Below are 25,331 nucleotides of genomic sequence, written 5' to 3'. Positions count from 1 at the left end.
CAAGTTGTAGACAGAAGAGCCGCTTTTCGGGTCAAGTTGTAGATTGAACGATTCTGGGAGACCGCTAGGGGCAAATGGCGGTAAACGGAATTGCCGGGGAAGACTAAGAGAATATAGCTCGTTCCTCGCTATGAAAGTGAATCTGCCCTGGCCGGGTGAGACTTTTAGTCTCCCGTAGACGCTACGCTCCCGCTCCGCTCGACCAGCTCCGCCAATCCCTTATTTTCGTAGTGACGGGCTGATAGCCTTTGTCGCTTGCAACGCCGAGCGTGACATTTCCCGTAGTGATGGGAGGGAGTGACGGGCATGCCACGGCAAGCCGATCCGAGGAACGAGTTGGGTCGCCGCGCGACGGAGCGGTGGAGAGCAGGACTGCGAACAGCCGCAGTGCCTGAGGCGTGTCACGTCGATACAGCCATCGCCGCGGCGGTCTCCGTTGCATTGGCGAAGCTCCAGGAGTCGGGAGCGGATCTCCCCGCGCCGATCAAGTCGGTTCTTGCGGACGCTCTGAGGATCCTGGAAGCGCGGGGCTACGATGCGGCAGCTTCGAAGAGGAAGACCATGGGTCGTCTGCTATACCGCCGAGACCGAGCCGCGCTGCGGAAGTCCGCAGAGAAGGCGTCGAGGAGCAAGTCACTATGACCAGAGTCCTCGTTGTCGGCTCCCCCCATTACTTCATGATTTGGAATCGCCATTCCAAGCATTTCCGTAGTGACGGAGGTGGTGAATGAGACATTTCCGTCCCCCAGCGTCGTCTCGCGATCCGCGCTGGGGCAAAGCCCGAGAAGCTCTGCTCGTCATCGGCGCGGTGGCAGCCGAAGACTCCGACTATGCCAAACAGCAGAACGGAGTCGGATTCTCGAAGTCTGACTCAACGAAGGGGCATGCTCTTGCCCGCCTCAGCGTCGTGTCCGTCCTTAGCAGCAACGCAACCTTTCAAGAAGTGACGAAGTTCGCCGGCCGATATCGCCGGCAGGCATCCCGCATATCCCAAGGCACGTTGCTCTAAGTCGGAACAAATTGCGGGCATCCGATCTGCGAATTCGCCGGCCATTGAATCTTTCAGTCAGTCGCAGCGATCATGGATCTCGACATCCGGAGAATCCACATGGCCGAAAAATCCGCTGACATCCACACACTCGCTCCACGGCTCAGCTATGTGGAAGATCTCGCGAATTGGCTCAAAGACAACGGCGGCTCCGGCGGTGGCACGCTTGACCAGCGTCTCTGGCGCGTCACGGTCACGGGAGCACAGCCTGGTTTCAGCTTCTCGGACGATCCATGGACGGTGACCGACCTCATCTACGGACCCGGAAGTCCGAGCAACCTCTCGATGCACCAGACGATCTTCGGAACCAACTCCGCGGGAGCCATCGCCTGTCAGGACGGAAAGGGATTCTACGGCCGGGTCTTTCGCGAAAACGACATCACCTGGAGCTACGAGAATGYGGGCCCCGCCGCTATGTCCGACTACATCTTCGGCGCGCCCGCGTCCGGTCTCTCGGCAGATGAGCTAATCAGCACTAACGCGTCCCTAGCTGATGAAATCTTGGCGAAACTCGAGGAGTTCGTCGAGCAGATACAGCAGTTGCGCGACGACATGGAATTCGAGATCAATCGGATCGAGAATGTCGTGATCCCATTTCTGAAGGATCATTGGATAACGCCGCAGCTCGACGACATCCGTGCTCGTCTCGCCGCCGGGGGTCTCTGATGACCGATCTCACGCCTCGCCAAGCCATCTACGCATACCTCGGCGGCGAACCCGTCGAACCGCAGGTTCTGCGCGCGGCGGTGGCCCAATACGTCTGCGCATACGACACCATCGTCGACCTTGCTAGCGATGCAGTCGATGATCCCGATTGTCATTCCTCGATGGACGACCTCGCCTCCGAGATCCTCATGCAGCAGACGCTACTCGAGGAATACTTGGTGCTCACCCAAGCCGCGACCGTGCTGCCAGATCTCGTCCGCAGCCGCCGCGCCACCGTGCGGAGCGCGTCATGAATCCGCTTGCGCCGATGGTGGCCGRCACAAATCATCATCGTACCGCAGAATTCTCTCTTCGGTTCCTTCGACTTGGCCCCTGGCTGCGCCTGTCCCGCGCGCCGGGGCTTCTTTTCTTGTGAGGTGGGACATGGCGAAGGACGATGTCTTCCAGTTCGATACCCGGAACTTCGAAAGATACATGACGCGGCTCGAGAAGCAGGTGTTGCCGCAGGCTCAGGCAGGATTCCTAAGCGGCCTCGCATTCGACGCCCGCAAGAGTCTCCTGAAGCACGCCGACGCTACTATCCAAGGCAAGCCGACGGCATGGACACGAAAAGGATTCGTTGTCGACAAGGCCACGCAGGGCACTCTGGAGGCCGTCGTCAGGATACAGCCGCAGCAGGCTGGCTACATGACCTACCTGATCAACGGCGGCGTCCGCAAAAAGGGCGATGTCGGTGCGACACCGTACGATGTCCTGACCGACGCGCCCGATTCTGAGAAGAATGCCTTTGGCAATCTCAGGCGCGGTTACCTGAAGAAGCTCGCACGGCAGGCCAAATCCGAGAAGACGAAGCGCGCCCGGCTGGCAGCGAAGCGTGACAAGCTCCGCGCCGCTGGCAAATCCACAGGCCCCGCAAGATGGGCTGCCAACAATCCATCCGGAAAGCCCGGCATCTTCTTCGGCAAGATCGGCGATCAGAAGGGCTACTGGCAGCGCGCCGCGAAGCGTGACGGCGACTACAAGATCAGGCTGCTAGCCCGCATGTCCGACGAGGCTGTCTACAAGCCGACATTCCGTTGGGATGCGACGATCTCGGCGAGCGTGAAGGATTCGGATCCGCAGAAGCTCTACGCTGCCGAAATCACCCGCGCCCTCCGCAAGCTCAACGGGGGCTTGTAGACGGCCGCGTTTACCTGGGCTCAACGGTCCCACACTATTCAATGGAGATATCCATGTAATGAGGGTGAGAAATGGCTGGGCCGCGAAATGGGATGGGATTCATTGAGCTCTTCGCGGGCGCAGGTGGCATGGGCATCGGCTTAGAGGCTGCCGGTTTGGATCACATGCTGAGCTTCGAGTGGGAGGAAGYCCAGCACTCGATCTTGTGTCACGCGGGCAAGGATGCCATTCGCATGGATCTGAACGACGTCGCGGAAGCGTGCTTCGCGATGAACGAGCAGCCAGACGTCATCGTCGGCGGCCCACCGTGCCAGGACTTCTCGAGAGYAGGTTTGCGTGTTCCGGGGGAGCGCGCGGAGCTGACAAAGGTGTTCGCGCAAATCATCTGTATCCTACGTCCACAGTGGCTTCTGTTTGAGAACGTTCCAGAAGCTGCAAAGAGCAGTGAATACCGATACGCGCGGGGCCTATGGAAGCGACATGGATACGGTTTGACGGAGATCGTCGTCAACGCCTCGTATTATGGAGTTCCGCAAGACCGTAACCGATTCTTCTGCATTGGCCGGCTGGATGAGCGGGACGATTTCCTGAGGTCGGCAATTCTGGAAGCGGCATCTAAGAAACAGATGGTCGTCCGGGACATGCTCAATCCTCGCGAATTCCCCGAGGACAAGGAACTGCTAGAAAAGGGCGCATTCTTCGCCCGCCCATGGATGGGCAAGAGCGGCGAACCGAATGGCCGCGGCGTGAGGTCGATAGACGAGCCTTGCGCGACCATCGCACGACATACTCATCAACCCGTTGGCGATGCCTATATTCCGCATCCGGACGATGCGGCAGAAATTAAAGACACCCACTTCCTGACATCTTCACAGGTCGCGCGGATACAAGGCTTCCCATTCGATTACGACTTCCAGCGAAAAAAGAAGAAAAACGCACGCGGCCCTGGTAGCGGATGGTCTGAAGAGACCATCAACATCATGATCGCCAACGCCGTCCCTGTGACGCTCGCTCAGGCTCTCGGCAAGTGCATCTCTGATCGGCACCATGGCGACTCGATTCCGAAGCTGGACAAAGGTTTCACCGCGTTCTTGAAGCGGCCAGATCCAGAAACTGGCAAGGTCCGATCCAAAGGCTCCGTCTACAACATCCGCACGTGGCTCAACACGGCTCGGCGAATGCTCAATGGGCGGATTTTGGCGAACATCGCACTCGAGATCCAAGCTCTGGAAAGTAGCGATGGCTTCGCCGATCTCGAGACCAGAGAGCAATCGGATCTCCGCGCTGCTCTGCGGCTGCACCATGAATATTGCGCCACGCTTCCGCCGTCTCGTTACGCTCCGCCACCTCAGCCTGTGCCCGTTTTCGGACGCACTGATCAGAGAAAGCCGAAGAAGCTTCGTCTCAAGCGGAAGAAGAAAGGCGATGCGCTGCTGCCGACGACAGCCCGTAAGATCCTTGGCCCTGTGTCAGCGCTGAATCTCAACGCGGGCGGAGACGAGTTCGAGAGGTCGTCAGGTATTCCTGATGATGTGCTCGAGCTGCTGCTCGAAGGATACGTCGACGAATCTTGATTCAGTCCTCGCCGGCACAAACAATCTTCCTACACGACAAGGAGGATTGTCATGCATGCAGCCGCTTACAACATCGAACGCTTCCCCGCTTGGGCGATCCGCGCCAACGCTCAATCAGCACCGCGGATTGACTGGATCCAGCTCGGCCTCGAGCACGACATCCGCAAGATGGTCGACCTTTGGCAGCGGTATCTGTTCAAGCAGGTGACGACGCAATGCGATCTGCTTGCGTTGCCGGACGACAACGGGGTCATGTGGCAGCTCTATCGCCGTCTCGTCGCCAGCGAGCTTCGTCAGGACCTCGTCCGCGTCCGTGATGGCTATGTCTCCATCGACAAGCGGCACCTCGGAGATCTCCGGGAAGGTTTCGCTCTGCTCGCCGAATTTCTCGAAGACGACCACCCTCCGCATCTGCACGTGTGGGACGAGGAGGCCTGGGACTACGTCCGCAGGGTCGATGCGCCGCCGCCAGTCGTAGATCGCCGGGAAGCGAGATCAATGTATGCTCACATCGATCGCATCAACGGCTTGGCTGCCGACAACGTCGTCTTCCTTCGGGGCGAAGCGTAATGGCACCTCGCAAGCCCAAGCCCACCCCCGCGGCCGCCGCCCCGGATCCCGCTCCCGAGCAGCCRGCCATCCACTATCTGGCGGATCCTGTCACTGTCGCTCATGCGACACCGAAGACCCGCGACGACATTGCAATCCGTGATGCCGTCCGCGCTCGGTTGGCGGTCATCGAGAATGCGATCATGGCATTTGTAGATGAGAAGCTCCGGGAGGGGTTCACCCCCGCCGAGATCGATCAGCTCTATGCCCTCGAGCTGCCGATCCTGTTCGGATATCGCGTCGAGGACGGGAGGATCCGGGCATCGTATGATGCTCAGATTGTCGAGCGCGCAGGGTAGCGTTGCTACAAATTGGGCGGGTAGCAAGAGGCAAGTCGCCTCAGCGGGAGGCTTTTCTTGTGCGTGTTCAGGCTTCAGATCTTGAAGGCATCAGGCCGTTTTACGAATCCGTCAGCAGTATTCCAGAGCGACTCCACGAGAAACGGTGTCCGCGGCGCCATCGTATCTGGATCCGCAGGATATCTGAGAGGATAGCCTCCGCCGGCGTGCAGTTCGCCCAGTGCTCGGACGTACGCGTCGATCGCTGGTAGAACGTCCTCTTCCGTCGGGACATCCGGGTAGCTTCCACGCTCACGAGCTTCCATGGCGACGATGATCGCGTTGGCGAACAGGTGTCCGCGGAGAGGTGCGCAGGTGTCGGACTCCCACATGGATATGACCGCATGCCCCGCGCGGCCGCTTGTAATTGGTCGCTCACCGTTCCACAGGACACATGCCTTAAGCATCAGTTCCAGTCCGTGCCCGGCTAGGCCGAGCGTCGGTCTGAACAGGATCTTCCCGCGTTCCGCCTGAGCCTCGCTCAGGACACGCGCTCCCTCCATGTACTGCTTCGCAAGACTGGCGAACTGACCCGCTTCCGTGTCGAAGARTGCCGTCATCGAATAGGTCTGTCCTTGCTGATGCCGTACCTGTTGCCAATCACGCCGCCTACGAGTGCCAGGATGATGGCTGCCGGCACACCCGCTGCTCCACCCATGGCCGCGATCCCTACGCCACCGACCAGCAATCCGAGAGCAGCGCCAGCCGCAGCCCCGATCAGCGACCACCGTGTCTCTTCCGGACGAGCTTTGGCTGCTGCGGCAACTTTGCGTGCGTTCGATTCCAATCTTTGCTTCATGTCCCCTCAAGCCCTATCTGAGAGCATCGACATTATCCTGTTGCAACCTTTTCGCTAGCCATGGCTGACACACTAGACCCAAAATCCCGCTCGGAACGRATGTCCCGGATCCGGAGCAAGGATTCAAAGCCGGAACTGGTGGTCCGCCGGCTGGTCCACGGTATGGGATTTCGGTATCGTCTCCATCGAAAAGATGTGCCCGGCACTCCCGACCTCGTTTTTGGTAGTCGAAAAAAAGTAATTTTCATTCATGGTTGCTTCTGGCATCGCCACGCTGATTCGTCGTGCAAACTCGCGCGTCTACCGAAGTCCAGACTTGACTTCTGGTTGCCGAAGCTCGAACGGAACGCGCAACGTGATGCCGAAAACAGTGCCCGTTTAGAGGCGCTGGGGTGGGATGAGATGGTCGTGTGGGAGTGCGAGGTGAGCAAGTCGAACCTCCCAGTCCTTGGCGATAGAATACGAAAGTTCCTTTGCGATGAAGTCGATTGAGCTGTTCGCCGGTGCCGGGGGGTTGGGCCTCGGCTTACATGATGCCGGATTCCGGCCGGTCAGCGTTTACGAGTGGGACGATTACTGCGTCGATACCGTGAGGGAAAACCAGCAGCGCGGAATGAAAGCCGTCAAGGGCTGGAAAGTCCGCCACGGCGATGTGCGCGATGTCGATTTCCGCCCTTTCGAAGACAAGATAGTCCTCGTTTCAGGAGGGCCTCCATGTCAGCCTTTTTCCATGGGAGGCAAGCATGCGGCCTACGATGACCACCGCGATATGTTCCCTCAGGCAATCCGTGCTGTCCGTCAGGCTCGTCCGAAGGCATTTATATTCGAGAACGTCAAAGGACTCACCCGCGCTTCGTTTCGCAACTACTTCGAATACATCCGCCTGCAGCTCGAGCACCCGGAGATCATCAAGGGCGATGACGAGTCCTGGGGAGATCACCTTTCTCGTCTCGAGCAGCATCATACGAGCGGCAGCCGTGAAGGACTCAACTATCGCGTCGTTACACAGCTTCTGAATGCCGCGAACTACGGGATCCCGCAGAAGCGCGAGCGTGTCTTCTTCGTCGGCATCCGCGAGGATCTCGGGAAGGCATTCCACTTCCCTCACGAGACGCATTCGCGTGAATCCTTGATCTGGGATCAGGYAATGGGCGAATACTGGGATCGCCATCGCGTTGCAAAGAAGGATCGGCCAGAGATCGTTGGAAGCGACCGCATCAGCAGGATGTCGATGCCGGACGAGCTGCCGTGGCGCACCGTTGCCGACGCGCTTGTAGGGCTTCCGGATCCCACCAAAAAGATCCCGGGCGACATCATCGTCCATAACCATCGCTACCAACCGGGTGCTCGTTCATACCCCGGGCACACTGGCAGCCCTCTGCACGAGCCCGCCAAGACCTTGAAGGCTGGCGTTCACGGTGTTCCGGGCGGCGAGAACATGCTTCGTCGTCCTGATGGATCTGTCAGGTACTTCACCGTTCGCGAAAGCGCGCGCCTGCARACTTTCCCGGACGATTACGTCTTTCACGGATCGTGGACGGAGACGATGCGCCAGCTCGGCAACGCCGTGCCGGTCGACTTGGCAGCCGTTGTCGGCCGCAGCGTCGCCGCTCAGATCGGAGTCTGAGATTGGCGGAGGGCTTCGTTGAGTTCGAATTCGATCTGCCGTCGGCCTTGTTGAAGAGCTTGGTCGACAAGTTCGCAGAGATGGATTCGGCGTCGCTCACCCACGAGCACACCATGCAGGTGCCGGACGAACAAGGTGTCTATCAGCTTCTCGTCGGCGGCCAGGTCGTCTACGTCGGCAAGACCGATGCAGATTCAGGGCTACGCGGTCGCCTCTCGAAACACGCGTGGACGATCCAGCATCGCCAGAACCTGAAGCCCGAGGACGTGCAGTTCAAGTGCGCTCGCGTCTTTGTCTTCACGGCCATGGATTTGGAAAAGTTGCTAATCCGGCACTACGCGCAGACGGCGGATGTCTGGTGGAACTTCAGCGGCTTCGGCTCCAATGATCCCGGCCGCAATCGCGATACCACGGAGCTCAAGGCCGCAGGATTCGACGCCCAATATCCCATCGACCTCGATCATCCCGTCGATATCAAGACCGACGGCGGCGTTCCGGCTGCACGGGTGCTGGACGCRCTACGAGCCGAGCTTCCGTACACGCTTCGAGCGGAAGGAGAACCCGGTAAAGTCAGGAAACCTCATCCGGATCTCGTGAATAGCATCGTGCCGCCATTCGCCGTTAAGCCGGCGACGACGCGGGAGGTCATCCTTGCCGTCTTGTCAGTGCTCCCAGCGGGCTGGCAATCGACTGCCCTTCCTGGGCGCATTATCCTCTACCGCGAGAACAGAACCTACACCGCTGGCACCATCATCGGGCGATCCTGATTTCCGCCGGCGTTTGCGCCGAGCGGCGGCTGCGCACACCATCCTTGTAGGCACCGAAACGAGGAGGATGTGATGCCGAAAAAGGGAGACCGTCGCGAGAAGGACGGAAAAGGACAGGTCTGGCACCACGAGTTGGGCTGGGTTTCGAGAGATATGGCAGGATGGAACGCCGCCGAGAGGGCTGAAGAAGCGAGCCTGGCGACGCTACTGGATTCGTATGGGAAGGTGCTGCGTGCGCAGGTCGACATGGATCTCAGCAAAACCTGCGACCGCGATTGGAGGAACCTACAGACGCTCCTCGTTGAGCGCCCAGAGATCGGTGAGCGCACGATCAGCTATCTGGTCAACGCATTGCAGGACGCAGCCGAGAAGCGGATGTCGAAGTATTGCGAGCGTTCCGATGCCGAGAACGAGCGCGACTTTGAGCGCCTGCAGCCCGGCACCTGGACGACGCTCCCGCCTGATTTTGGATACGATGTCGTCACGGACTGGCCGTACGAGGCCACGGATTCGGAGGAGCAGATCGTCATCGCTGGTGCTGACACGCAGTCTGACGGTACTATGGCGGCGTTCTATACCGTCGATCTCGGCGAGCCTTGGAAGGAGACAAACGAAACCCCGGCAATCGAAATCACCCCTGCCGGACTGGCGGCGCTCGCCTCCGCCGAGATCTTCGAGACTCCGCTATCTGACGAGGCCATCATCGACATCGCGGTGAGCAACAGTGCACACAAAGAGCGGTCGTCGACTGGCATCGCATACGAGGTGATCTCGCACGCCGGCCTCATTGAATTCGCCCGGGAAATCGAGGCGCACGTCGTCGACGCAGCAGTAAAGCAGATCAGGGGCACGACAAAACGTCCGTAGTCGTCTCGTAACTGCCGAAAATGTCCGTATCCGTCTCATAAGACCCCGATCCGCCGTCCGGCTCATCCTCGGCGGCGGATTTGATTTGCGCGCTACCGATCAAGGCTGCCGGATGGTTCTCGCGCCTTTGATCATTTTACAAGCCATCGCCGCCACCGCGTTGTCGCAAGTGACGACATACCCGGTGCCCCTTAGATTTCCCATCCAGGCCGCTGTCGTATCATGAGCCTTGGCGGCAGCGTGGCCGGCGACGCTATCCTCATGGTTGTCGAACTCGAATTCGAAGGTGGGCATAGAACGCTACCCGCGCTCCCTTTGTTTCTCTTCCCGGATGCGCGCCTCCTCGGCAGCCTTCATGGCACACTCAAGCTCTGAACGATAATCCCACTCGGTCCCGTCAGTGTTGCGGCTCTTCCCTACCCGCATCAGGCACATCACAGTCACGACCACAGCCGCACCCACGACCATGATCGCGATGCCTATCGTGGTACTCATCTCTGGCGACAGCCAATTCAGCACGCCCCATTCAGTAGTGATCGAGACCGCGGCATCAGCGAGGAAAAGCAGCATCAGAAGATCCATGACAAGAACGACCGCTCTCCGAGCCCATTGATCGCGGATACGCTCCTTTAAGGTCACCGGCACGAGTTCACCTTTTCGGATCACGAGGACTTCGCCACAGCGGAATGCGTCTGAAGCGTTCCAACGCAGGTCGTGCAGGAACTTTTTCGTCCAGTATTGCCCGAACAGCCGTTTCCACCCCATCATCGTCGGTAAAGGGTGCTTCTCGAACAACTCAGCGGCCTGTTCAGTGAAGACGATCAGCGACTTCGCTTCGAAGCGAGATGTCGCACCCGACTTGTTGTCGATGTCATCGAGGGCGTATGCATGCCCCTGAGTTCTGACTTCAAACCTCGGATCATTATGTGAGAAGACGTCCAGYGACTTCCTGGACCAGTGGTAGAGAGTTTTAGGCATGAAATCCCCGGCCTGCCTGAATGACTGGCCGGGTGTCTACGCCGCGAAACTTATGGATCCCTCACAGGACTAGGTACAACTTTAGGGATTCCGCTTCAGCGGGCCTGCATTCTTCTCGAAATTGCATTCGTAGCATTCGGCCTGGATGTTCGAGATGTCGTCGGTGCCGCCGTGGTAGATCGGGATTTTGTGACCTTTCGTCCAGACGTGCTTATAGCGGGGGTCCGGACGTTTCGGGATCGCATCCCACGGTCGCTTGCACTCGGCACATACGGGACTGGCGGCAAGGAGCGCCTTCCATTCGGCTGCGGTATGTTTCCCGCCGTTCGCCTTCATCCTTTCCTGCCGGACGCGTCCCCGGGCGTTCCTGCAGTCCATGCAGCGATCCCAGGTGTTGAAGCGCGTGCCTCCGCATTTGGTGCACTTCTTGATGTTGATCGCGTCCATTATTGCCCCGTCGAATCATCGAGACCGTGATCATACGATTTCCGCCGGCGTTTGCGCGAGGCACGGCGGGCGCGCACCATTTTCTGGATAACAGGAGACTGGAGATGACGGAGAACTCGWTTACGACCTTTCGGATGGAAAACCGGAGAAAGCTGGAGGCAGCTCTCGCGCTTCCTCTTCCGAAGACCACCGACGAGATCGGCCTCGATACGTTCAATCCGTGGAATCATGTCATCCAGGGAATTTCTGGCTCATACTGCAGCGAGTCCGACGACATCATGATCGAGGTTCTCGAAGCGGTGCGGGATCGCACCACATTCGATCTCATCGAGCGCAGAGGCTTCATCGCCGAGTTCATGCTCTACGTACTCGCCGGGCATGACCTTATCAACTACGGCACTTCTCCTCGTGGAGGATGGCCGGAACACTCCGATCTCTGGCAGCCGCTCATCGATAAATGGAAGGCTTATCGTGACGTCGCGTGGGCGGATGACGACTGATCCGATTTCCGCCGGCGTTTGCGTCAGGCTGATCGGGCGCACACCATTATCCTGTCGAATGCGAAGGAGGTGCGGCGATGGGCGTGATCAAGTGGGAAGATATGGGTGGCGGCGATGAGTACGGATATTTCGGTCGCTCGCTGATTTGTGTGATTTACAAGAACACAGTTGGGGGTCAAACGACCTCCTGTATTCTCAACATCCTGAAGGCCTTTCCAGGAAAGGCTGCGGATACTCACCGCGACTTTGACATCCCCTCCTCTACCCAAGAGGGCGCGCATCTGATTGCTGAAACAATCCTGAAGTCGTGGATGGACGAGATCGGTTTCGTGCCGAAGGCGGATCTGGACTACGCAAATGAAGCATACAGCAGCCTCCACGCGGAGTACCTTTCTCGCATCGATCAGTCGCTGGAGATAGCCAAGGATCTGCGCTGGGCACAGGCAGATAACGATCGCCTCAAGCGCGTTCTCAAGAAGATCCGTCGCGAGATTGATCGAGAAGCCAACCGGGATATCTACGGCAGGCTGATGAAGATCGTGATTGATGCCCATGAGTGGGCGAAGGATACGACGGCGAAGCCGCGCACCGAGGCCGATTTCCGCAACGCCGATATCGATGCGAACGGGTACGTCACCTTCAGGGATGGGGGTGCGGCATGAGCACGACTCCTTGGGCACCAGAGCGCCACGCTCAGATCGACATCGCTGCCGGTAAGCCGGGGAGTGTTCACGCCGAGCAGTTCGCGGCAATCATCCGTGCGCGATTCTCGGCCGACGATGCAGCCGCGCTGCCGCCCTTCAGGTGGATGCAGGCATACCATGCCGAGATGAAGCGGCAAGGCTACGAGTACGGCAGCCTGACCTCGGCACCCTCATTCGATACCGAGATCGTCTTCAGGRAGATCATGACCGATGACGAGAAAGCAGCCGCATGGGCTTCTATTGAGAAGCGTATGGCGAAGGCAGGTGATGCCGCGTGGGCGTACGTTGAGGAGAGGCTGCCGGTGGGAGATGAGGCATGAGCAAGATCTATGACTACACCAGCCGTGTCGACGTCGTTTCCACCGACCCGCTTGTTGCCAGGCTCACCTTCGAGACCGACTATTCGAAGTCGACCGTCCGAGTGTCGTTCGACCCCGCTCTCGAGAAGCTGTGGGTTCAGGCCAACGGCTTCTGCGCCGCTTTCGAGAGCTTTCGCCATATCAACACCGAAGCTCTAGCCATAGCCATCTACCTCGAGACCCGGCAGAAGTTCGCTGAGGGGCTGGGAACAAACGACATCTCGGTAGAAAACTCAGGGGCCAGTCTCGTCGTCCACTTCGACAACGAGGATGCGACCTGGACAGAGATGCCAGACGAAGACCTCCGGGCGTTCGCTCTGCACGTCATCAAGGAGTTCGACACTAGGTATGTGCCGTCGCTCGAGGAGATCGAGCGTGCGGTCGTGGCTGGGTTGAGGGAGATGGGAGAAGCGGCATGACCATCGCATCGAAACTTGATCGCGGGTTCTGGAAGGCAGATGCCGACGGCTCTGAACCGGATCCGTTCGCGATGTCTCCGGAGCAGGAAGCGCGTCTCTTGGCCGAGATCGCCAAGCGCGAAGCCGACGAGAAGGCGAAGCAGGAGGCGGAAGCAGCCGAAGAGCGTCGCTTGGCACGGGAATGGAAGATCTTCGTTGGGCTGCTGTCGCTGCTGTGGTTCTTAGGCTTCGTTCAGCTCGTGGCCAAAAGCCTTCGGTGACCGCCGGAGGCTCCTGAGGGGGCGGGTCTAGTGCGGGTAATTCGCGACCCCACGTCGTCGCTCCGCCAAAATTTTTGAAATTGCATTCAGCATCAGCACCCTCCCGTCCATGAATTGAATCTTGCAGACGCTGGCCGCCTCCTAGTCCCAGAAAACACTGGGACTTTCACGCATGGCTCCTCGCAAGACCGCATCCTCCCGGGTGCTGAAATCGAAAAATTCCACCCCGCAGCCTCCCGCGTCGGAGACAGAGGATTCAGCACCCCTCGCATCCACGCGATCGGAAGCTAAGGCGCGGCACATGTCGCTTCAGAAGCTCGCCGCTTTCCTTAACAGAGACCGCAACACCGTCCAGAAGTACATTGATCAGGGCATGCCGGTCGTCGAAAAGGCTGATCGTGAGCGCGGCATCTCGTGGGTGATCGACAGTGCCGAAGCCGTCCGATGGCTTGAAGAACGAGCTGCCACCAAGGTTGCTGAGAAGATCGGCGATGTGCGTGGCATGTCGGAGGACGAGGCCAAGGCCCAGACGGCCGTCATGAAGATGATCTCCGCGTCCGTCGCCGCTGCCGAAGACATCCGCATGGTGGCGAAGATCCAGGACATGCTCGACCTCGTGCGCCGCGATTATGCGGAGCTTCGCCTCCGTCTCATCGCGATCCCTGACACTCTTGCAGGCAAGGTGGACGCCAAGATCTCGTCGAAGATCCGCGATGTCGCCGAGGAGCAGATTAAGGGAGCGCTGAAGGCGCTGGTTGCCGACACCGAGGCCGACGCGCTGCGGAAGGGCTGACCATGACCCTGAATCTCCATGACATCCGGGCGGAGGCGACCGAGCTTCTGGCGGAGTCCGACTTCGCCGAGGGTCTGGAGGAGTTCAAGCAGCTCCTCGCGGAATATCGCGCAACCTATCTTGGGTGGCCGGAGAAGCCGCCTTTCGTTGAATGGGTCTATGACAACGTCAACCTGACGGCGCAGGAATCCTCGCGTGCCGGTCCCATGCGCCTGTCCGTCTACCAGCGCGCCATCGGCAATGCCGTCTTCCACGATCCGAACTGCCGACAGGTCACCGTCCTCAAGGGAGTCCAGATCGGCTATTCGAAGCTCCTTCGTGTCATCTTCGCATATTGCGTGGCCGTCCTCGCCAAGCGCATCTCCGTCGTCTTCCCGACCGACGGAGACACCGAGCGGTTCTTCAAGGACGAGATCGCCACGCTCTACGGCCGTGTCCAGGCCGTCGYCGATATCATCCGCGAGATCAAGCGCGGTGAGCCCGCCGACACCATGGCCGAGCAACGATATCGCAATGGTGCCATCGCCTACTTCCGCGCGGCCTTCAACGAAGACAGTCTTCAATCCTTCACGTCGTGGCTCCAGCTCGCCGACGAAGCCGACCGCGACGGATGGCAGCCGCGTGGCCATTCTGCTGGCGACAAGGTCTCGCAGCTCAGAAACCGCGGTACCGATTTCGTGGATTCGAAGCTGATTATCGGCAGCACGCCAGGCATTCGTGACGTCTCTGTCGTGTGGCGCGAGTGGCAGACCTCGGACAAACGGAAGCTCTTCATCACTTGCCCGAACTGCCAGACGACGCAGGAGCTGCGCTGGGGAAGCGACAAGACGCGCTACGGCTTCCGCTGGGATCTCGACGAGCACGGCCATGTCGCCCGCGCCTACTACAAGTGCGACACCGACCGCGATTGCTTCATTTACGAGGACGAGAAGGAAACCATTATCGAAGCCGGCGAGTATCGCCCGACCGCCATTCCCACGCAGCCAGGCAACGTCGGCATCCATGCGCCATCGTGGATCTCCATGTCGCCTGGTGCCGCGTGGAAGATCCTCGCGCAGCAGTGGCTCGAGGCGCAGGGCGACCCTCAGAAGCTCAAAGAGTTCATCACCTTCAAGATGGCGGAGCCTTGGGACGATCTCGGCGTCGGCCTCGACGAGAGCACTGTCTCGCAACTTATCCGGCCGTATCCGGAAGAGGTTCCTGACGACGTAGTGCTGCTGACCTGCGGTGGGGACACGCAGAAGAACAAGGAGGGCAAGCGAACCGCCTACGAGATCAACAGCCGCGAGTTCTCTGTCGTCGGGTGGACACGATACGGCGGCATGCGCGTCATCGGACACTGGGTATTCCAGGGACAGCCGGGCGACCCATCTTCTGATGAGGAAGTGCGCGCCTTCCTTAACCGTCACTGGAAGCGCCGAGACGGCCGCACCATGCAGATCATGGCGACGGCGATGGACTCGAATGGCGGTTTCACGGACGAGGTGCGCCTATTCGCAGCGTCTTTCCCCGTTTCCCGCTCCGTCTGGGCCATCATCGGTAACAACAAAACAAGGGGCGAGCGCGAGACCTACGTCTGGCCGACAAAGCCGACAGGGCACAAGAAAACTAGAACCCAGTACTACAGGATCGACTCCGGTCTGGCGAAGGATCACATCTACCGACTCCTGCAGCGTACGGATGAAGACGGCACCATGATCCCGCCTTCCATGCGCCCCGACTACCTCGACAAGCTCATGTGCGAGGAACGGGTGAAGGTCAAAGCTGGCTACTACTGGCAGAAGAAGCGCGGTCGCCGAACCGAGGAAGAATGGATCTGTCTGGCGTACGCCTATGCGGCTTTGAAGGGCCTGCAGCTCGCCAAGCCAACCGTCTGGTCAAACTTGAATCTTGCAGCGGGAACCCTCGGGATACCGGAGACGATCCATGATCCGGAAACGGGAGAGATCGGCTACCGCGGCCTCGACATGTCGGCACACGCACAGGAGCGTCGTGCAGCGGAAAGTCCGCGTCTAGTCGTACCCGAGCAGCCGAAGCGTAGATCCACGGCGAAAGCGCAAGCCCCGGAGCAGACGGCTGCTCCTCCAGTGGCTCAGGTCGCGCAGAAGCCGACAAAGTCCACGCTCGTCGAGGTGCAGCAGCCGCGGCGGGTTATGAAGCAGATCAAGGCGGGATGGCCGCGACGGTGAGGTAGCATGAATAGGTTTGGCGAATTTTGGTCCGCCCTCGAGATCCGGGAAGCGATTGTCGCTCTCGAACAGGGCATTTCCACGGGAGCCGCGTCGGTGACGACCTCAGGCCCAGGAGGCGGATCCGTCACATGGACCTCCCGCGACAACTACAAAGCCATCCTCGCCGACCTCTATGCTGCGTGGGATCGCATGAATTCGCCCGAAGTCCCGGCCGCGCAGCCCGCGCTTCGCAGGATTCGCCAGATCTCGAAGAGAGGCTGGTAACATGGCGGCTCGCACCACGACCTCCCGTACATCCAAGGCGAAGACCACCACGTCGCCGGCTGCCGTCATTGCCGCGAACACCAAGTTCCTTGCACGACATGGCATCGTCCGCCAGTTCCAGACCGACCTTGGTTCTAGCTTCGGGTTCGGCGCATCCCGCTCGTTCTACGAGGCTGCCAGTAATTCGCCTTCTATCGAATTCGCTCCTGACTATGGGCCGAATTCCGCCAACAGCGAACTAGACAAGATCCGCAGACGCAGCCGCTGGACATTCGCCAACGATGGTTTCTATGCCAATGCTTGCCGTCAGGTTGCGAACAATGTGATCGGATACGGCATCAAGCCGCGCATCAAGGWTCCTATCCTTCGAAAGCTTTGGAGACGCTGGGAACGGGAGGCCGATRCCCGCGGTGTGCTGCCGCTGCATCTTCTCGCTCACGGAATCTATGTGGCCAAACCCCGCGACGGTGAATCCTTCGTGCGGTTCCGCCCACGCCGGAAGGAAGATATGCGCTCCGGCGTGCCATTCCAGCTCCAAGTCCTGGAAGCGGACTACGTGCCGACCGAGAAGAACGAGCTAGCTCCGAACGGCAACCTAATCGTCAACGGGATCGAGAAGAACCCCATCGACCGTGTCGATGCGGTCTGGATGTACGATCACCACCCGAAGGATTTCGCCCGACTCGACAAGCGGTCGTTGCTGCCGAAGCGCGTACCGGCATCGGAGGTGCTGCACCTGTATCGGCCAGATCGCTTCGAATCCATGCGCGGTGTCCCGTGGGGTGCCCCAGCGCTCAACAAGGCCGAGAACCTCAAGACATACGACGAAGCCGAGCTGGAGCGAAAGAAGGGCCAGGCGATGCATGGCGGTTTCATCACACCGCCTCTCGGCGAGGACGGCAAGGCCACGCTCGGCGTAGACGGTGTCGACAACAACGGCATCGACTTCGCTGGCATGACCCCCGGCACCTGGACCATTACGGATCCCGGATATGAGATCACCTTCTCGCAGCCGCAGGGCAACGACCAGAACTACCCCGTGTTCCGCCGCGAGGGCATGACGGAGGTCGCCGTCTGCTTCGGATTGTCCGTCGAGCACGTCACCCTCAATTTTGAGAAATTGAATGACAGACAGTGGCGCGCCAACAACCTCGAAGTCACCAGAGCGATCGAGGCAAATCAGGAACTCGCAATCAGCCAGTTCTACCGCCCTGTTTGGAAGCGGTTTGTGGACGCTTGCTACCTCGCCGACCTTTGGAAGCCGGAGCCGGGCAAGACCCTCGACGACTACTACGACGTGGAGTTTATGCCGCCGGCGCGTGGCCATATCCACCCGGTCCAGGAAGTCGCCGCTCTCAAGGAAGCGATCCGTATCGGCGTTATCAGCCGCAAACGCGTAGCCTCCATGTTCGGCGACGATGTCGAAGATATCGACGAGGAGAACGCTCTCGACCAGCAGCGCGCCATGCGTCTCGGTCTCAAGTACGATGTCTATGCCGGCCTCGACGGACTGGATTTCAACGCCATCCTGCAGTCGACCATGGTCGAGGACGAGCTGGAGAATCTGGATGGGAGCGGTGCGTCAGATCCGGGTTCGATTATGTCTGCGGGGTGACGGCAAAACGGGTTTACAAGCTCCGAAAATATCACGGAGAAATCCTTGAGTTATGGAAACGCTGATACACTAAGTTCTTGCCAAGAAACGGCTATTTCTGATCGTTATCGTGCCAATATGTGTTGACGGAGGAGATGAGGGTCCGGTAGTTCTGCCGCATCTGATCAACCAGCGAAGGAGCAAGTCAGGTGTTTGAGAAGTACGGATTCGAGACCCCCAGCGTCCCCGAATATAAGGAGCTCTGCGACGCCAATGAGGTGTTCCTCGGCTACCTTGTCGACCACTACCGCGATCGCATGGACGAGYCTCTGCCGTTCGACCGCCTCCCGAATTTTGCTTTGGCAGTCTGCCAGGACGGCCGTGGCAAGTGGTCGGTATGCCTACCGCTCGACCGCGCCGACGACGAAGTCAAAGAGTGGGTTGACCTCGCGGAACAGGGCGTGAAGACGCGCGGCGATCTCATCGCATACATGGGTTCCGACGAGTGGAAGTGGTTCCTGCGCTGGGTCGCCGGTGTTGATGAACACGGCAATCCGCTTCCCGTGGAGGATGATGTCGACTAGCTACCTGAAGCCCCCGAAATCGGGAGCTTCCATTTTTCTGCTTCCTCCGTCTCGAATCTTGCAGCGCGCCAGGTGACGCTCCTCGTCAGATACCTCTGAGACGAGAGCGAATGCCCGCAAAACCTTCGACATCGCCGACAACTGACCAGCGCGCGCCGCGTCCTGGATCCGTTCGCGCGTTCGCTGGTGCACCGACCTCTGTCGACGAAACTACGCGGTCTTTCGACGTCGTGATCACGACGGAACATCCCGTCAGACGCTTCCTCCCGGATCCTCGCCAGCCGCAGCCGATCCCCGACGGCATGGATTGCTCCTACATCGAGATGGACGAGGTTCTGGTCGCAGCGGGCGTTGACCTATCCCGCGCCCCTCGCATGCCGCTGATCGACTGCCACGACACGTATTCCGGCATCGAAAAGATCCTCGGCAAGATCGATGACGTTCGCGTCGAAGGCACCGCAGTCGTCGGCCGCGCCTCCCTCGCTCGCAAGCACGCCGAACTGCTGCCGGACATCATCGACGGCTATTTCGGTCAGATCAGCGCCGGTTACGACTATGACCTGCGCCGCGACACCGAGCTGGTCGAGCGCGAAGGCGACGTTCCGCTGCTGCTCGTCAAGAGATGGCTCCTGACCGAAGGCAGTCTCGTGCCTGTCGGAGCCGATCCGAATTCCTTCATCCGCAGCCTCCATGGATTCGTGCCTTCGCCGACCGTCCGGAGTGCGGATTCCAACAAACCTGAGGAGAAGAAAATGGACATCGAAGCCCTCGTAAAGGCTGCCGAAGACGCTGTCGCATCGGCCGAAGAGGCAATCGGCGCTGCCGAGGACGCAATCCCCGAAGACCTCGTTGAGCGGATCCGCGCACTGCGTGGAGCACGCGCCGAAGACGACACCACTGCAGCCGCCGAAGAGGAGACGACCGACGGCGAGCGTGCCGAAGGCGACGACCCGACTGACGAAGAGAAGCAGGAAGTCGAAGCCGTCCGCAGCATCGCAAAGGGCTATGGCCTTGAGAAGGTTGTCACCGACATGCGCGCTCTCGGCGCTCGTGCAGCCGACATCAAGTCCGCCGTCGCGAAGACGATTGCCGAGCGCGGCGCTCCGACAGCAGACGTCGCCGTCGCAGTGAAGCCCGCAGCTCGGTCGGCCGTCGCCGCATTCGATCCCTCCGCCGTCTTTGCGGCCAGAAACAAGCGCTAAGCGCCAACCAGGAGAAACACCCATGCCCACAGTCCTTACGCAAGGCACAGCCGACGAAGCCTTCCTGCACGGCGAGGAGACATCCGGCCGCAGCCGTGAAGTCATCACGCTCGCAGCCGGCACCTACGTGTCCGGATCCGTCGTGATCTCGGATGAAGCCGGGAACTACGCTCTCGCTACCCAGGCTCTCGTCGATGCAGATGTCGATGGGGATGCGAAGTACGCCATCGTCTGTCGCAACGTCGCCGGAGCAGTCGCCTTCAAGGCCGCCGCCATCGTCCGTGAAGCATCCGTGAAGTCGAGCGAGCTGGTCACAGGCGCAGGCCTGACGGTTGCCGAAGCCACGCCGCTGCTCGCCAAGACCTTCATCATCGTCCGCGAAACCGTCTGATCGCTCTCGGAACAAAACACGAACAGGAGTTCAAAAAATGAATCTGGCAAACGTATTCAAGAGCGATGTCTTTTCGTTCATGTCGCTCACGGCGGCTATCAACCTGCTGCCTCCGCAGCCAACCTCGGTCGATGGTTTCGCGACCTTCGTCGAGTCCGGCATCAACACGACGACCGTCTCGGTCGAGGAGAAGGACGGGAAGATCGGTGTCGTGAAGTCGCAGCCCCGTGGCTTCATCGGTCGCGGTCAGTCGTCCACCAAGCGCCGCCTGCGCAAGTTCGACGTGCCGCACTATCCGGAGTTTGATTCCATCATGGCCAGCGAGGTCCAGGGCGTGCGTCAGTTCGGCTCCGACAACACGATGGAGAGTGTAGAAGCCAAGCTCGCCGAAAAGCGTGCTGACCTGCTCGGCAAGCTCAATCTCACGATTGACGCTGGCAAGTGGGGAGCAATCCAGGGCGTGCTCTACGACGCAGACGGATCCGTCCTCTACGACTGGTTCGACGAGTTCGGTGTTGCCCGCAACGAGATCACGATCGATCTCTCGGATGCGACGATCAACCTGCGCGACAAGATGATCGCCGCCAAGCGTCTCGCTGAGAAGGAACTCGGTGGCTACACCTTCACCAAGTTCACCGTCGCACTTCCGGCTGCCGTCTTCGACGAATTCGTGTCGCACGTGTCGAACAAGGAAGCTTACGATCGTTGGCAGGACGGCGCGTTCCTCCGTGCCGACAACCGCTCGGGCTTCATGATCGCGGACAACATCGAGGTGAAGTCCGTCGACATCACTGACCTTGGCAACGGCCTGAAGACCATCCCCGACGACGAAGGTTTCATGGTTCCGAACGCGAACGGTCTGCTGAAGGTCAACTACAGCCCAGCCGACACGCTCGAGGCCGCGAACACCATCGGTCTGCCTTACTACATGGCTTCCGAGCCGATGCCTTTCGGCAAGGGTGTCGAGCTGCAGGCTGAGACGAACTTCTTGGCCTACGCCGAGAAGCCCCGCGCCATCGTCAGAATCCTCTTCATCTGATCCTGAAGAGGCACAGCGCAGCCGGGGTTTCCTCCTTTACCCGGCTGCGCACCATTCCCTTTCATTACCGGAGCCGACCATGGCCAACACGATCCCCACCGCCGTCAGCTCGCTCGGCGACAGCTTTGAGTGCATCGTTCTCGATTCCGCGAGGGTCTCCACGCTTTCCGTCGCGTCGACATCCGCCGACACCGTCCATGAGCTTGGCGAGACCACGACCCTGATGATGGTCTCCGTCGGCACCGAAGGATCCGGCGTGCTCGTCTACCGCGGCGACGTCTTCAACGGTGCCAAGAGCTGGCATCTGCGTCCCGGCGACCATCCCTTCAACGTCGCCGGCGGTTCTCGAACATTGCGCTTCCGCGCGGTCGATACCGCGACCACGACCAAGATCCTGGAGAACTGATCCATGATGGGACCATCTCTCGCAATCGGCGGATCAGGCGGCGGTACTCCCGGCGCTCCCGGGAAGTCGGCCTATCAGATCGCCGTCGACAATGGATTCACCGGCACCGAGACCGAGTGGCTGGAGTCGCTCGAGGGGCCTGAGGGCCCTGCTGGCGCGGACGGTCCACAAGGCCTGCAGGGGCCGAAAGGCGATAAGGGTGACGCTGGCACAGGCCTGACGAACCGCGGAGCCTTCGTCCTCGGTGCGACCTACAATCCGTCAGACTATGTCTTCGCGGCCGGGTCGGCCGCAGCGTCCTCAATGTTCATTTCTCAGGCAGCCGCTCCGTTTGTGTCTGCGGCCGAGCCGAAGGACGATGCCACAAACTGGGTCGAATTCTCTGCGCCGGCTGGTGCCGACGGGCAAGACGGCGTCAATGGTGTCGACGGTGAGAACGGCAAGTCGGTCGAACTACAGAAAGCTGGCTCCGCAATTCAGTGGCGGCAGACGGATGGAGCTTGGGCGGATCTCATCGCCCTTTCCGAGATCACTGGACCACAGGGGCCAGCCGGAGATACCGGACAGCAAGGGCCAAAGGGGGATCCTGGAGACCAGGGTGCAAAGGGCGATACCGGAGACGTAGGGGCGGCGGGCCGAGACGGTATCGACGGGGCTCAGTACACGACATCCACGATGTCGACGGTCACGCTTCCGTCGACTGTCACGGCTATTCGAGTCGGCGGCTATTACACCCCCGGCGACGGCGGAGCTGCTCTATACAAGGTCGTTGGTGCCCAACCTGCGCATGCGGGTAAGTTCCAAACGGCAGATTCGAGGTGGTGGGAGCTGCAGTTCGATGGACGCATTCATGCAGCTTGCTTCGGCGCGAAGCCAGAAGCCGGATACAACAACGCCACCAGCGTGAATGCAGCGACAGACTTCGTCGTCGCTAAAGGCGGCGGTGTCATCGAATATTCGCCTGGCGAATACTGGGTCGGTGGCGAAGTGGCGCTGAAGAGCAAGGTCATCCACCGCGGATCCGGTCGTCGTATCACCTGGTTCAAGCGCCTCGCCGGGTACATCGGCGACATCTTCAAGACTCAGGATTTCGAGAGCCTGTACACCGGGGACACTGCCGGGGGGCCCCATCGTTTTGGTCTCGAGCGCCTCACAATTAACGGACAGAAAGACCAGGTTGCCTCGGCCACGGGATGGAACATCCGTATCTACGGTCGCGCCTATAGCATCAAAGATGTTGAGTCCGAATACTGCGCCGCCGGCGGCTTTTACAGCCGTTGGGGCGCAACAGCGGCCGCATGGGACAACGACAACACGGATTCCATCATGGAATCCACGATTGACGGCTTTTACGTTCAATTCTCCCGGGAATGGCCCGTTTTCGACGGCCCGCATGACACGCAAGTATCAAAAATGATCGTGTCGATGAGCCGTCACAATCAAGCGGCACTCGCCGGTAGCGCGACTTTCGAGATCGGCACCAGAGCCGGAGGCTGMCAGTTCATGGGGCTGCACGTGTGGGGAGATAGCCCCGAATGGGCTCTCATCAACAAAGCTACCGGCATCTCGCTCACCGATCTGGTTGTCGACGACGCGCGGCCGGGCGGCGGACTGCTGATGCAGCTCGGCTCAGAATGTCACATCGTCGGACGAGGCCTGCAGTATGGCACAGACGGTATCAAAGGCGTCCAAGTCGGAGGCACAGGATACGCTGTTCGCGGAAACAGGATCTCTATGATCCTGACCGCAACGCCGACGGTTGCGGTCGATTTCGCGAACGATGCTGGGAATGACCTCGATATCACTGTGAATTCACCGACATCGACGGCGAATTTCAGTGGCACGCGCTCGGCGAATACAACGCTGCGCTACGCAGAGCGCGGCAACGGTGCAGGCGCAACCGACTATCTGCACGCGTTCGGCGCACTGGCGGTCAACAAGCAGACTGTGCAAGTCCTGCCTCGCAGCGGCACGCCTACTGAGACGTGGGTCGCCGGGCTTATCTACTACGATTCTAGCACAAGCAAGCTGCGCGTCTACAACGGCACATCGTGGGTGGATCTGCACTGATGGTAGCCCGCATCTTCGCCCCACTCCCCCGGATCTTCCTCCGCACCTTCGCGGTGCCGTCCGCTGCTACATGGATCCGGCATCGCGAGGATGGCACGACCGCATCCGATAATCTGCAGGTCATCTTCAACGCGTCGTCGACGAGGGTCTCTGCAGACGGCCTCGGTACGGACTTCAATGTCCCCATCATGCGCTGCGCCGTTGCCGATGCCCTCAAGCTCGAGCCGACGCGCGGCGGCGACCTGACGCTTCTTTTCCTTGGATCCGGCCGGGATCAGCTCGTCATCGGAGGCGTGACCTACGAAGTCGAATCTTGCACGGCCGATGGTTACGGTATGTGCGAGGTCGACCTTTTTAGGAAACGCACATGAGCCACATCCGCACGCAACTTAGAGACGCAGTCGTGGCCCGACTGCGCGCTGGCGGCGATTTCGGCCTCGTTGAGCCACGGCTTCGCATGCTCCGTGGCGTCCAGTCTGACCTATTTCCGCTTGCGTTCGTGTCCGTCTCTGACTCCGCGATCCCTGTAGGCAAGAATCCCCCGGGTCAGCGCCCACTGCAGCGGCAGATCGTCGTCAACGTGCAGGTTCTGCAGATCGCCGACGTGGAGGAGTTGGACGAGAAGCTCGACGCGCTGGCTGCGAAGGTCGAGGAGACCCTGACGGATCCGGCGACCCTCGATTTCGGAAAAGTCCTCGACTGGACATACGTCGGCACGTCCGAACCCACCGAGCTGGAAGCCGAAGAGCAAGGCACCTCGTCCTTGCGGGTCACCTTCCGAGGCATAGTCACAACCAAGGAAGGTTCGCCTTCCACAAACATCCACTAATTTTGGAGAGAACATATGGCGAACAAGTTCCTGCCGCTAACGGAAGACTACACGAAATACTCGCTTCAGGGCTCGTTCCAGCCTCATGGCGAGGAAGGCGCCTACAAGCTCGGCGACCTCGAGGCCCTCGGATACACACCGGAAGTCCAGGAGATGGAACGTTGGTCGCGCGAGTTCGCAGAAAAAACGCTGGTGCGCACCGATCCTCTGCAGAAGGGCGCAACCATCAGCCTGACAGCTCTGTCAATCTCCGACCTAGTCCGCGCAGCCTTCGTGATGGACGACGTTGACCAGTTCCTTGAGCAGGCAGCTACCACGAAGACTGTGACCTTCACGAAGTTCGTCGCCGGCCGCATCTATTCGACGGGGCTCCGCGACGCCACGGTCACGACATTCGACGACGGAGCAGTCACGGACGCGATCGAGTTCGTCGAAGGGACGCACTACCGTTGGGTGGGCGAGACTGGCGACTTCGAATGGCTGTCCAAGACCGCCGGAGCCGACGGCGGCGAGATGGAGGTCTCCGGTGCGGCTATCACCGCAGCCGAAGGTCGCCAGCAGCTCGGACTCATGGCGAACAGCGGTCTCCGTGGAAAACTGACGCTCTGGGGATCCAACGAGATCGGCGATCCTGTCCATGTGGAATTCTGGGACGTGAAGCTGACTCCGAGTGGCGAAGTCGCGCTGCAGGGTGGTGATGACTACACCCAGATGCAGTTCACGGGTCGCGTGTACGCCGACGGCACCAAGCCTTCCCGCTTCCGTTACGGCCGCATGACCGTCCTCAAAAGCTAATTCCGATCGGGGCCGGATCTCTTCCGGCTCC

At 59.9% G+C, this 25,331-nt stretch carries 32 protein-coding genes; 27 read left to right on the top strand and 5 right to left on the bottom strand.

The window, feature by feature from the left end; genetic code table 11:
• Positions 1-1,108: 1,108 nt before the first annotated feature.
• From LCM4573_RS06125 to LCM4573_RS06100, 6 genes are all read left to right on the top strand, one after another.
• Positions 1,109-1,714 carry a hypothetical protein gene (locus tag LCM4573_RS06125; RefSeq protein ID WP_071005385.1) on the top strand — a complete coding sequence of 202 codons (606 nt, stop codon included), beginning with the start codon at positions 1,109-1,111 and terminating at the stop codon, positions 1,712-1,714.
• Positions 1,714-2,007 carry a hypothetical protein gene (locus tag LCM4573_RS06120; protein WP_071005384.1) on the top strand — a complete coding sequence of 98 codons (294 nt, stop codon included), beginning with the start codon at positions 1,714-1,716 and terminating at the stop codon, positions 2,005-2,007. The genes LCM4573_RS06125 and LCM4573_RS06120 overlap by 1 nt, the downstream gene beginning before the upstream one ends.
• A 130-nt stretch (positions 2,008-2,137) precedes the next feature.
• Positions 2,138-2,893 carry a hypothetical protein gene (locus LCM4573_RS06115; protein ID WP_071005383.1) on the top strand — a complete coding sequence of 252 codons (756 nt, stop codon included), beginning with the start codon at positions 2,138-2,140 and terminating at the stop codon, positions 2,891-2,893.
• 92 nt (positions 2,894-2,985) lie between these two features.
• Complete coding sequence (locus tag LCM4573_RS06110; protein ID WP_071005382.1) at positions 2,986-4,467, top strand: DNA cytosine methyltransferase; 1,482 nt, start codon at positions 2,986-2,988, stop codon at positions 4,465-4,467.
• 51 nt (positions 4,468-4,518) lie between these two features.
• Positions 4,519-5,037: a hypothetical protein gene (locus LCM4573_RS06105; protein ID WP_071005381.1), complete on the top strand. Its 519-nt coding sequence runs from the start codon at positions 4,519-4,521 to the stop codon at positions 5,035-5,037.
• Complete coding sequence (locus tag LCM4573_RS06100) at positions 5,037-5,375, top strand: hypothetical protein (RefSeq protein ID WP_071005380.1); 339 nt, start codon at positions 5,037-5,039, stop codon at positions 5,373-5,375. Before LCM4573_RS06105 ends, LCM4573_RS06100 begins: the two co-directional genes overlap by 1 nt.
• Positions 5,376-5,449: 74 nt before the next feature.
• On the opposite strand, the gene LCM4573_RS06095 is transcribed toward LCM4573_RS06100, so the two are convergent.
• Together LCM4573_RS06095 and LCM4573_RS28035 are read right to left on the bottom strand one after the other, a co-directional pair.
• Entirely contained in the window at positions 5,450-5,974 is a 525-nt protein-coding gene (locus LCM4573_RS06095; protein ID WP_071005379.1) for a hypothetical protein, read from the bottom strand.
• Entirely contained in the window at positions 5,971-6,213 is a 243-nt protein-coding gene (locus LCM4573_RS28035) for a hypothetical protein (RefSeq protein ID WP_071005378.1), read from the bottom strand. Before LCM4573_RS28035 ends, LCM4573_RS06095 begins: the two co-directional genes overlap by 4 nt.
• 60 nt (positions 6,214-6,273) lie before the next feature.
• On the opposite strand from LCM4573_RS28035, the gene LCM4573_RS27130 reads away from it, so the two are divergent.
• The 4 genes from LCM4573_RS27130 to LCM4573_RS06075 all read left to right on the top strand — a co-directional run bounded on the left by LCM4573_RS27130 (position 6,274) and on the right by LCM4573_RS06075 (position 9,474).
• Entirely contained in the window at positions 6,274-6,705 is a 432-nt protein-coding gene (locus LCM4573_RS27130) for a very short patch repair endonuclease (protein ID WP_083347328.1), read from the top strand.
• Positions 6,692-7,840 (top strand): DNA cytosine methyltransferase, encoded by a 1,149-nt coding sequence (locus LCM4573_RS06085; protein WP_071005377.1) that lies wholly within the window; start codon positions 6,692-6,694, stop codon positions 7,838-7,840. Before LCM4573_RS27130 ends, LCM4573_RS06085 begins: the two co-directional genes overlap by 14 nt.
• Before the next feature lie 2 nt (positions 7,841-7,842).
• Positions 7,843-8,607 (top strand): GIY-YIG nuclease family protein, encoded by a 765-nt coding sequence (locus tag LCM4573_RS06080; RefSeq protein WP_071005376.1) that lies wholly within the window; start codon positions 7,843-7,845, stop codon positions 8,605-8,607.
• 72 nt (positions 8,608-8,679) lie between these two features.
• The gene (locus tag LCM4573_RS06075) at positions 8,680-9,474 is read left to right on the top strand and encodes a hypothetical protein (protein WP_071005375.1); all 795 of its coding nucleotides are present in this window, start codon (positions 8,680-8,682) and stop codon (positions 9,472-9,474) included.
• Positions 9,475-9,573: 99 nt separating this feature from the next.
• Here LCM4573_RS06075 and LCM4573_RS06070 read toward each other — a convergent pair whose 3' ends face one another.
• From LCM4573_RS06070 to LCM4573_RS06060, 3 genes are all read right to left on the bottom strand, one after another.
• Positions 9,574-9,768: a hypothetical protein gene (locus LCM4573_RS06070; protein WP_071005374.1), complete on the bottom strand. Its 195-nt coding sequence runs from the start codon at positions 9,766-9,768 to the stop codon at positions 9,574-9,576.
• A 6-nt stretch (positions 9,769-9,774) separates the two neighbouring features.
• On the bottom strand, positions 9,775-10,452 hold the full coding sequence (locus tag LCM4573_RS06065) for a hypothetical protein (protein ID WP_071005373.1): 678 nt from the start codon (positions 10,450-10,452) through the stop codon (positions 9,775-9,777).
• An 81-nt stretch (positions 10,453-10,533) separates the two neighbouring features.
• Entirely contained in the window at positions 10,534-10,899 is a 366-nt protein-coding gene (locus tag LCM4573_RS06060) for an HNH endonuclease signature motif containing protein (protein WP_071005372.1), read from the bottom strand.
• Between the two features lie 104 nt (positions 10,900-11,003).
• Here LCM4573_RS06060 and LCM4573_RS06055 point away from each other — a divergent pair, with 104 nt between their 5' ends.
• From LCM4573_RS06055 to LCM4573_RS05970, 17 genes are all read left to right on the top strand, one after another.
• Entirely contained in the window at positions 11,004-11,399 is a 396-nt protein-coding gene (locus LCM4573_RS06055) for a hypothetical protein (protein WP_071005371.1), read from the top strand.
• A 77-nt stretch (positions 11,400-11,476) separates the two neighbouring features.
• Positions 11,477-12,061, top strand: a complete 585-nt coding sequence (locus LCM4573_RS06050; RefSeq protein ID WP_071005370.1) for a hypothetical protein — start codon at positions 11,477-11,479, stop codon at positions 12,059-12,061.
• A complete protein-coding gene (locus tag LCM4573_RS06045) occupies positions 12,058-12,423 on the top strand; it encodes a hypothetical protein (protein ID WP_071005369.1) in 366 nt (121 codons plus the stop codon). The genes LCM4573_RS06050 and LCM4573_RS06045 overlap by 4 nt, the downstream gene beginning before the upstream one ends.
• Positions 12,420-12,881 carry a hypothetical protein gene (locus tag LCM4573_RS06040; protein ID WP_071005368.1) on the top strand — a complete coding sequence of 154 codons (462 nt, stop codon included), beginning with the start codon at positions 12,420-12,422 and terminating at the stop codon, positions 12,879-12,881. Before LCM4573_RS06045 ends, LCM4573_RS06040 begins: the two co-directional genes overlap by 4 nt.
• Entirely contained in the window at positions 12,878-13,141 is a 264-nt protein-coding gene (locus tag LCM4573_RS06035) for a hypothetical protein (RefSeq protein WP_071005367.1), read from the top strand. Before LCM4573_RS06040 ends, LCM4573_RS06035 begins: the two co-directional genes overlap by 4 nt.
• A gap of 301 nt (positions 13,142-13,442) precedes the next feature.
• Entirely contained in the window at positions 13,443-13,934 is a 492-nt protein-coding gene (locus tag LCM4573_RS06030) for a terminase small subunit (protein ID WP_071005366.1), read from the top strand.
• Positions 13,935-13,936: 2 nt separating this feature from the next.
• A complete protein-coding gene (locus LCM4573_RS06025) occupies positions 13,937-16,123 on the top strand; it encodes a terminase gpA endonuclease subunit (protein ID WP_071005365.1) in 2,187 nt (728 codons plus the stop codon).
• A gap of 268 nt (positions 16,124-16,391) precedes the next feature.
• On the top strand, positions 16,392-18,005 hold the full coding sequence (locus tag LCM4573_RS06015; protein WP_071005363.1) for a phage portal protein: 1,614 nt from the start codon (positions 16,392-16,394) through the stop codon (positions 18,003-18,005).
• Between the two features lie 188 nt (positions 18,006-18,193).
• Positions 18,194-18,568: a hypothetical protein gene (locus LCM4573_RS06010; protein ID WP_071005362.1), complete on the top strand. Its 375-nt coding sequence runs from the start codon at positions 18,194-18,196 to the stop codon at positions 18,566-18,568.
• Positions 18,569-18,798: 230 nt separating this feature from the next.
• Positions 18,799-19,770: a hypothetical protein gene (locus tag LCM4573_RS06005; RefSeq protein ID WP_131818936.1), complete on the top strand. Its 972-nt coding sequence runs from the start codon at positions 18,799-18,801 to the stop codon at positions 19,768-19,770.
• Positions 19,771-19,792: 22 nt separating this feature from the next.
• Positions 19,793-20,161 (top strand): head decoration protein, encoded by a 369-nt coding sequence (locus LCM4573_RS06000; RefSeq protein ID WP_071005360.1) that lies wholly within the window; start codon positions 19,793-19,795, stop codon positions 20,159-20,161.
• A 37-nt stretch (positions 20,162-20,198) separates the two neighbouring features.
• On the top strand, positions 20,199-21,200 hold the full coding sequence (locus LCM4573_RS05995) for a major capsid protein (RefSeq protein WP_071005359.1): 1,002 nt from the start codon (positions 20,199-20,201) through the stop codon (positions 21,198-21,200).
• Between the two features lie 79 nt (positions 21,201-21,279).
• On the top strand, positions 21,280-21,606 hold the full coding sequence (locus LCM4573_RS05990) for a hypothetical protein (protein WP_071005358.1): 327 nt from the start codon (positions 21,280-21,282) through the stop codon (positions 21,604-21,606).
• 3 nt (positions 21,607-21,609) lie between these two features.
• Positions 21,610-23,676 carry a collagen-like protein gene (locus LCM4573_RS05985; protein WP_071005357.1) on the top strand — a complete coding sequence of 689 codons (2,067 nt, stop codon included), beginning with the start codon at positions 21,610-21,612 and terminating at the stop codon, positions 23,674-23,676.
• Positions 23,676-24,047, top strand: coding sequence for a hypothetical protein (locus LCM4573_RS05980; protein ID WP_071005356.1), 372 nt, complete (start codon positions 23,676-23,678; stop codon positions 24,045-24,047). The genes LCM4573_RS05985 and LCM4573_RS05980 overlap by 1 nt, the downstream gene beginning before the upstream one ends.
• A complete protein-coding gene (locus LCM4573_RS05975; RefSeq protein ID WP_071005355.1) occupies positions 24,044-24,505 on the top strand; it encodes a hypothetical protein in 462 nt (153 codons plus the stop codon). Before LCM4573_RS05980 ends, LCM4573_RS05975 begins: the two co-directional genes overlap by 4 nt.
• Positions 24,506-24,520: 15 nt before the next feature.
• On the top strand, positions 24,521-25,300 hold the full coding sequence (locus LCM4573_RS05970; RefSeq protein WP_071005354.1) for a hypothetical protein: 780 nt from the start codon (positions 24,521-24,523) through the stop codon (positions 25,298-25,300).
• Positions 25,301-25,331 lie beyond the last annotated feature (31 nt).

The sequence above is a fragment of the Rhizobium sp. LCM 4573 genome (assembly GCF_001854865.1).
Classification (GTDB): domain Bacteria; phylum Pseudomonadota; class Alphaproteobacteria; order Rhizobiales; family Rhizobiaceae; genus Neorhizobium.
The sequence above is the reverse complement of the archived record's forward strand: the minus strand, read 5'-3'. Positions and strand labels throughout refer to the sequence as shown.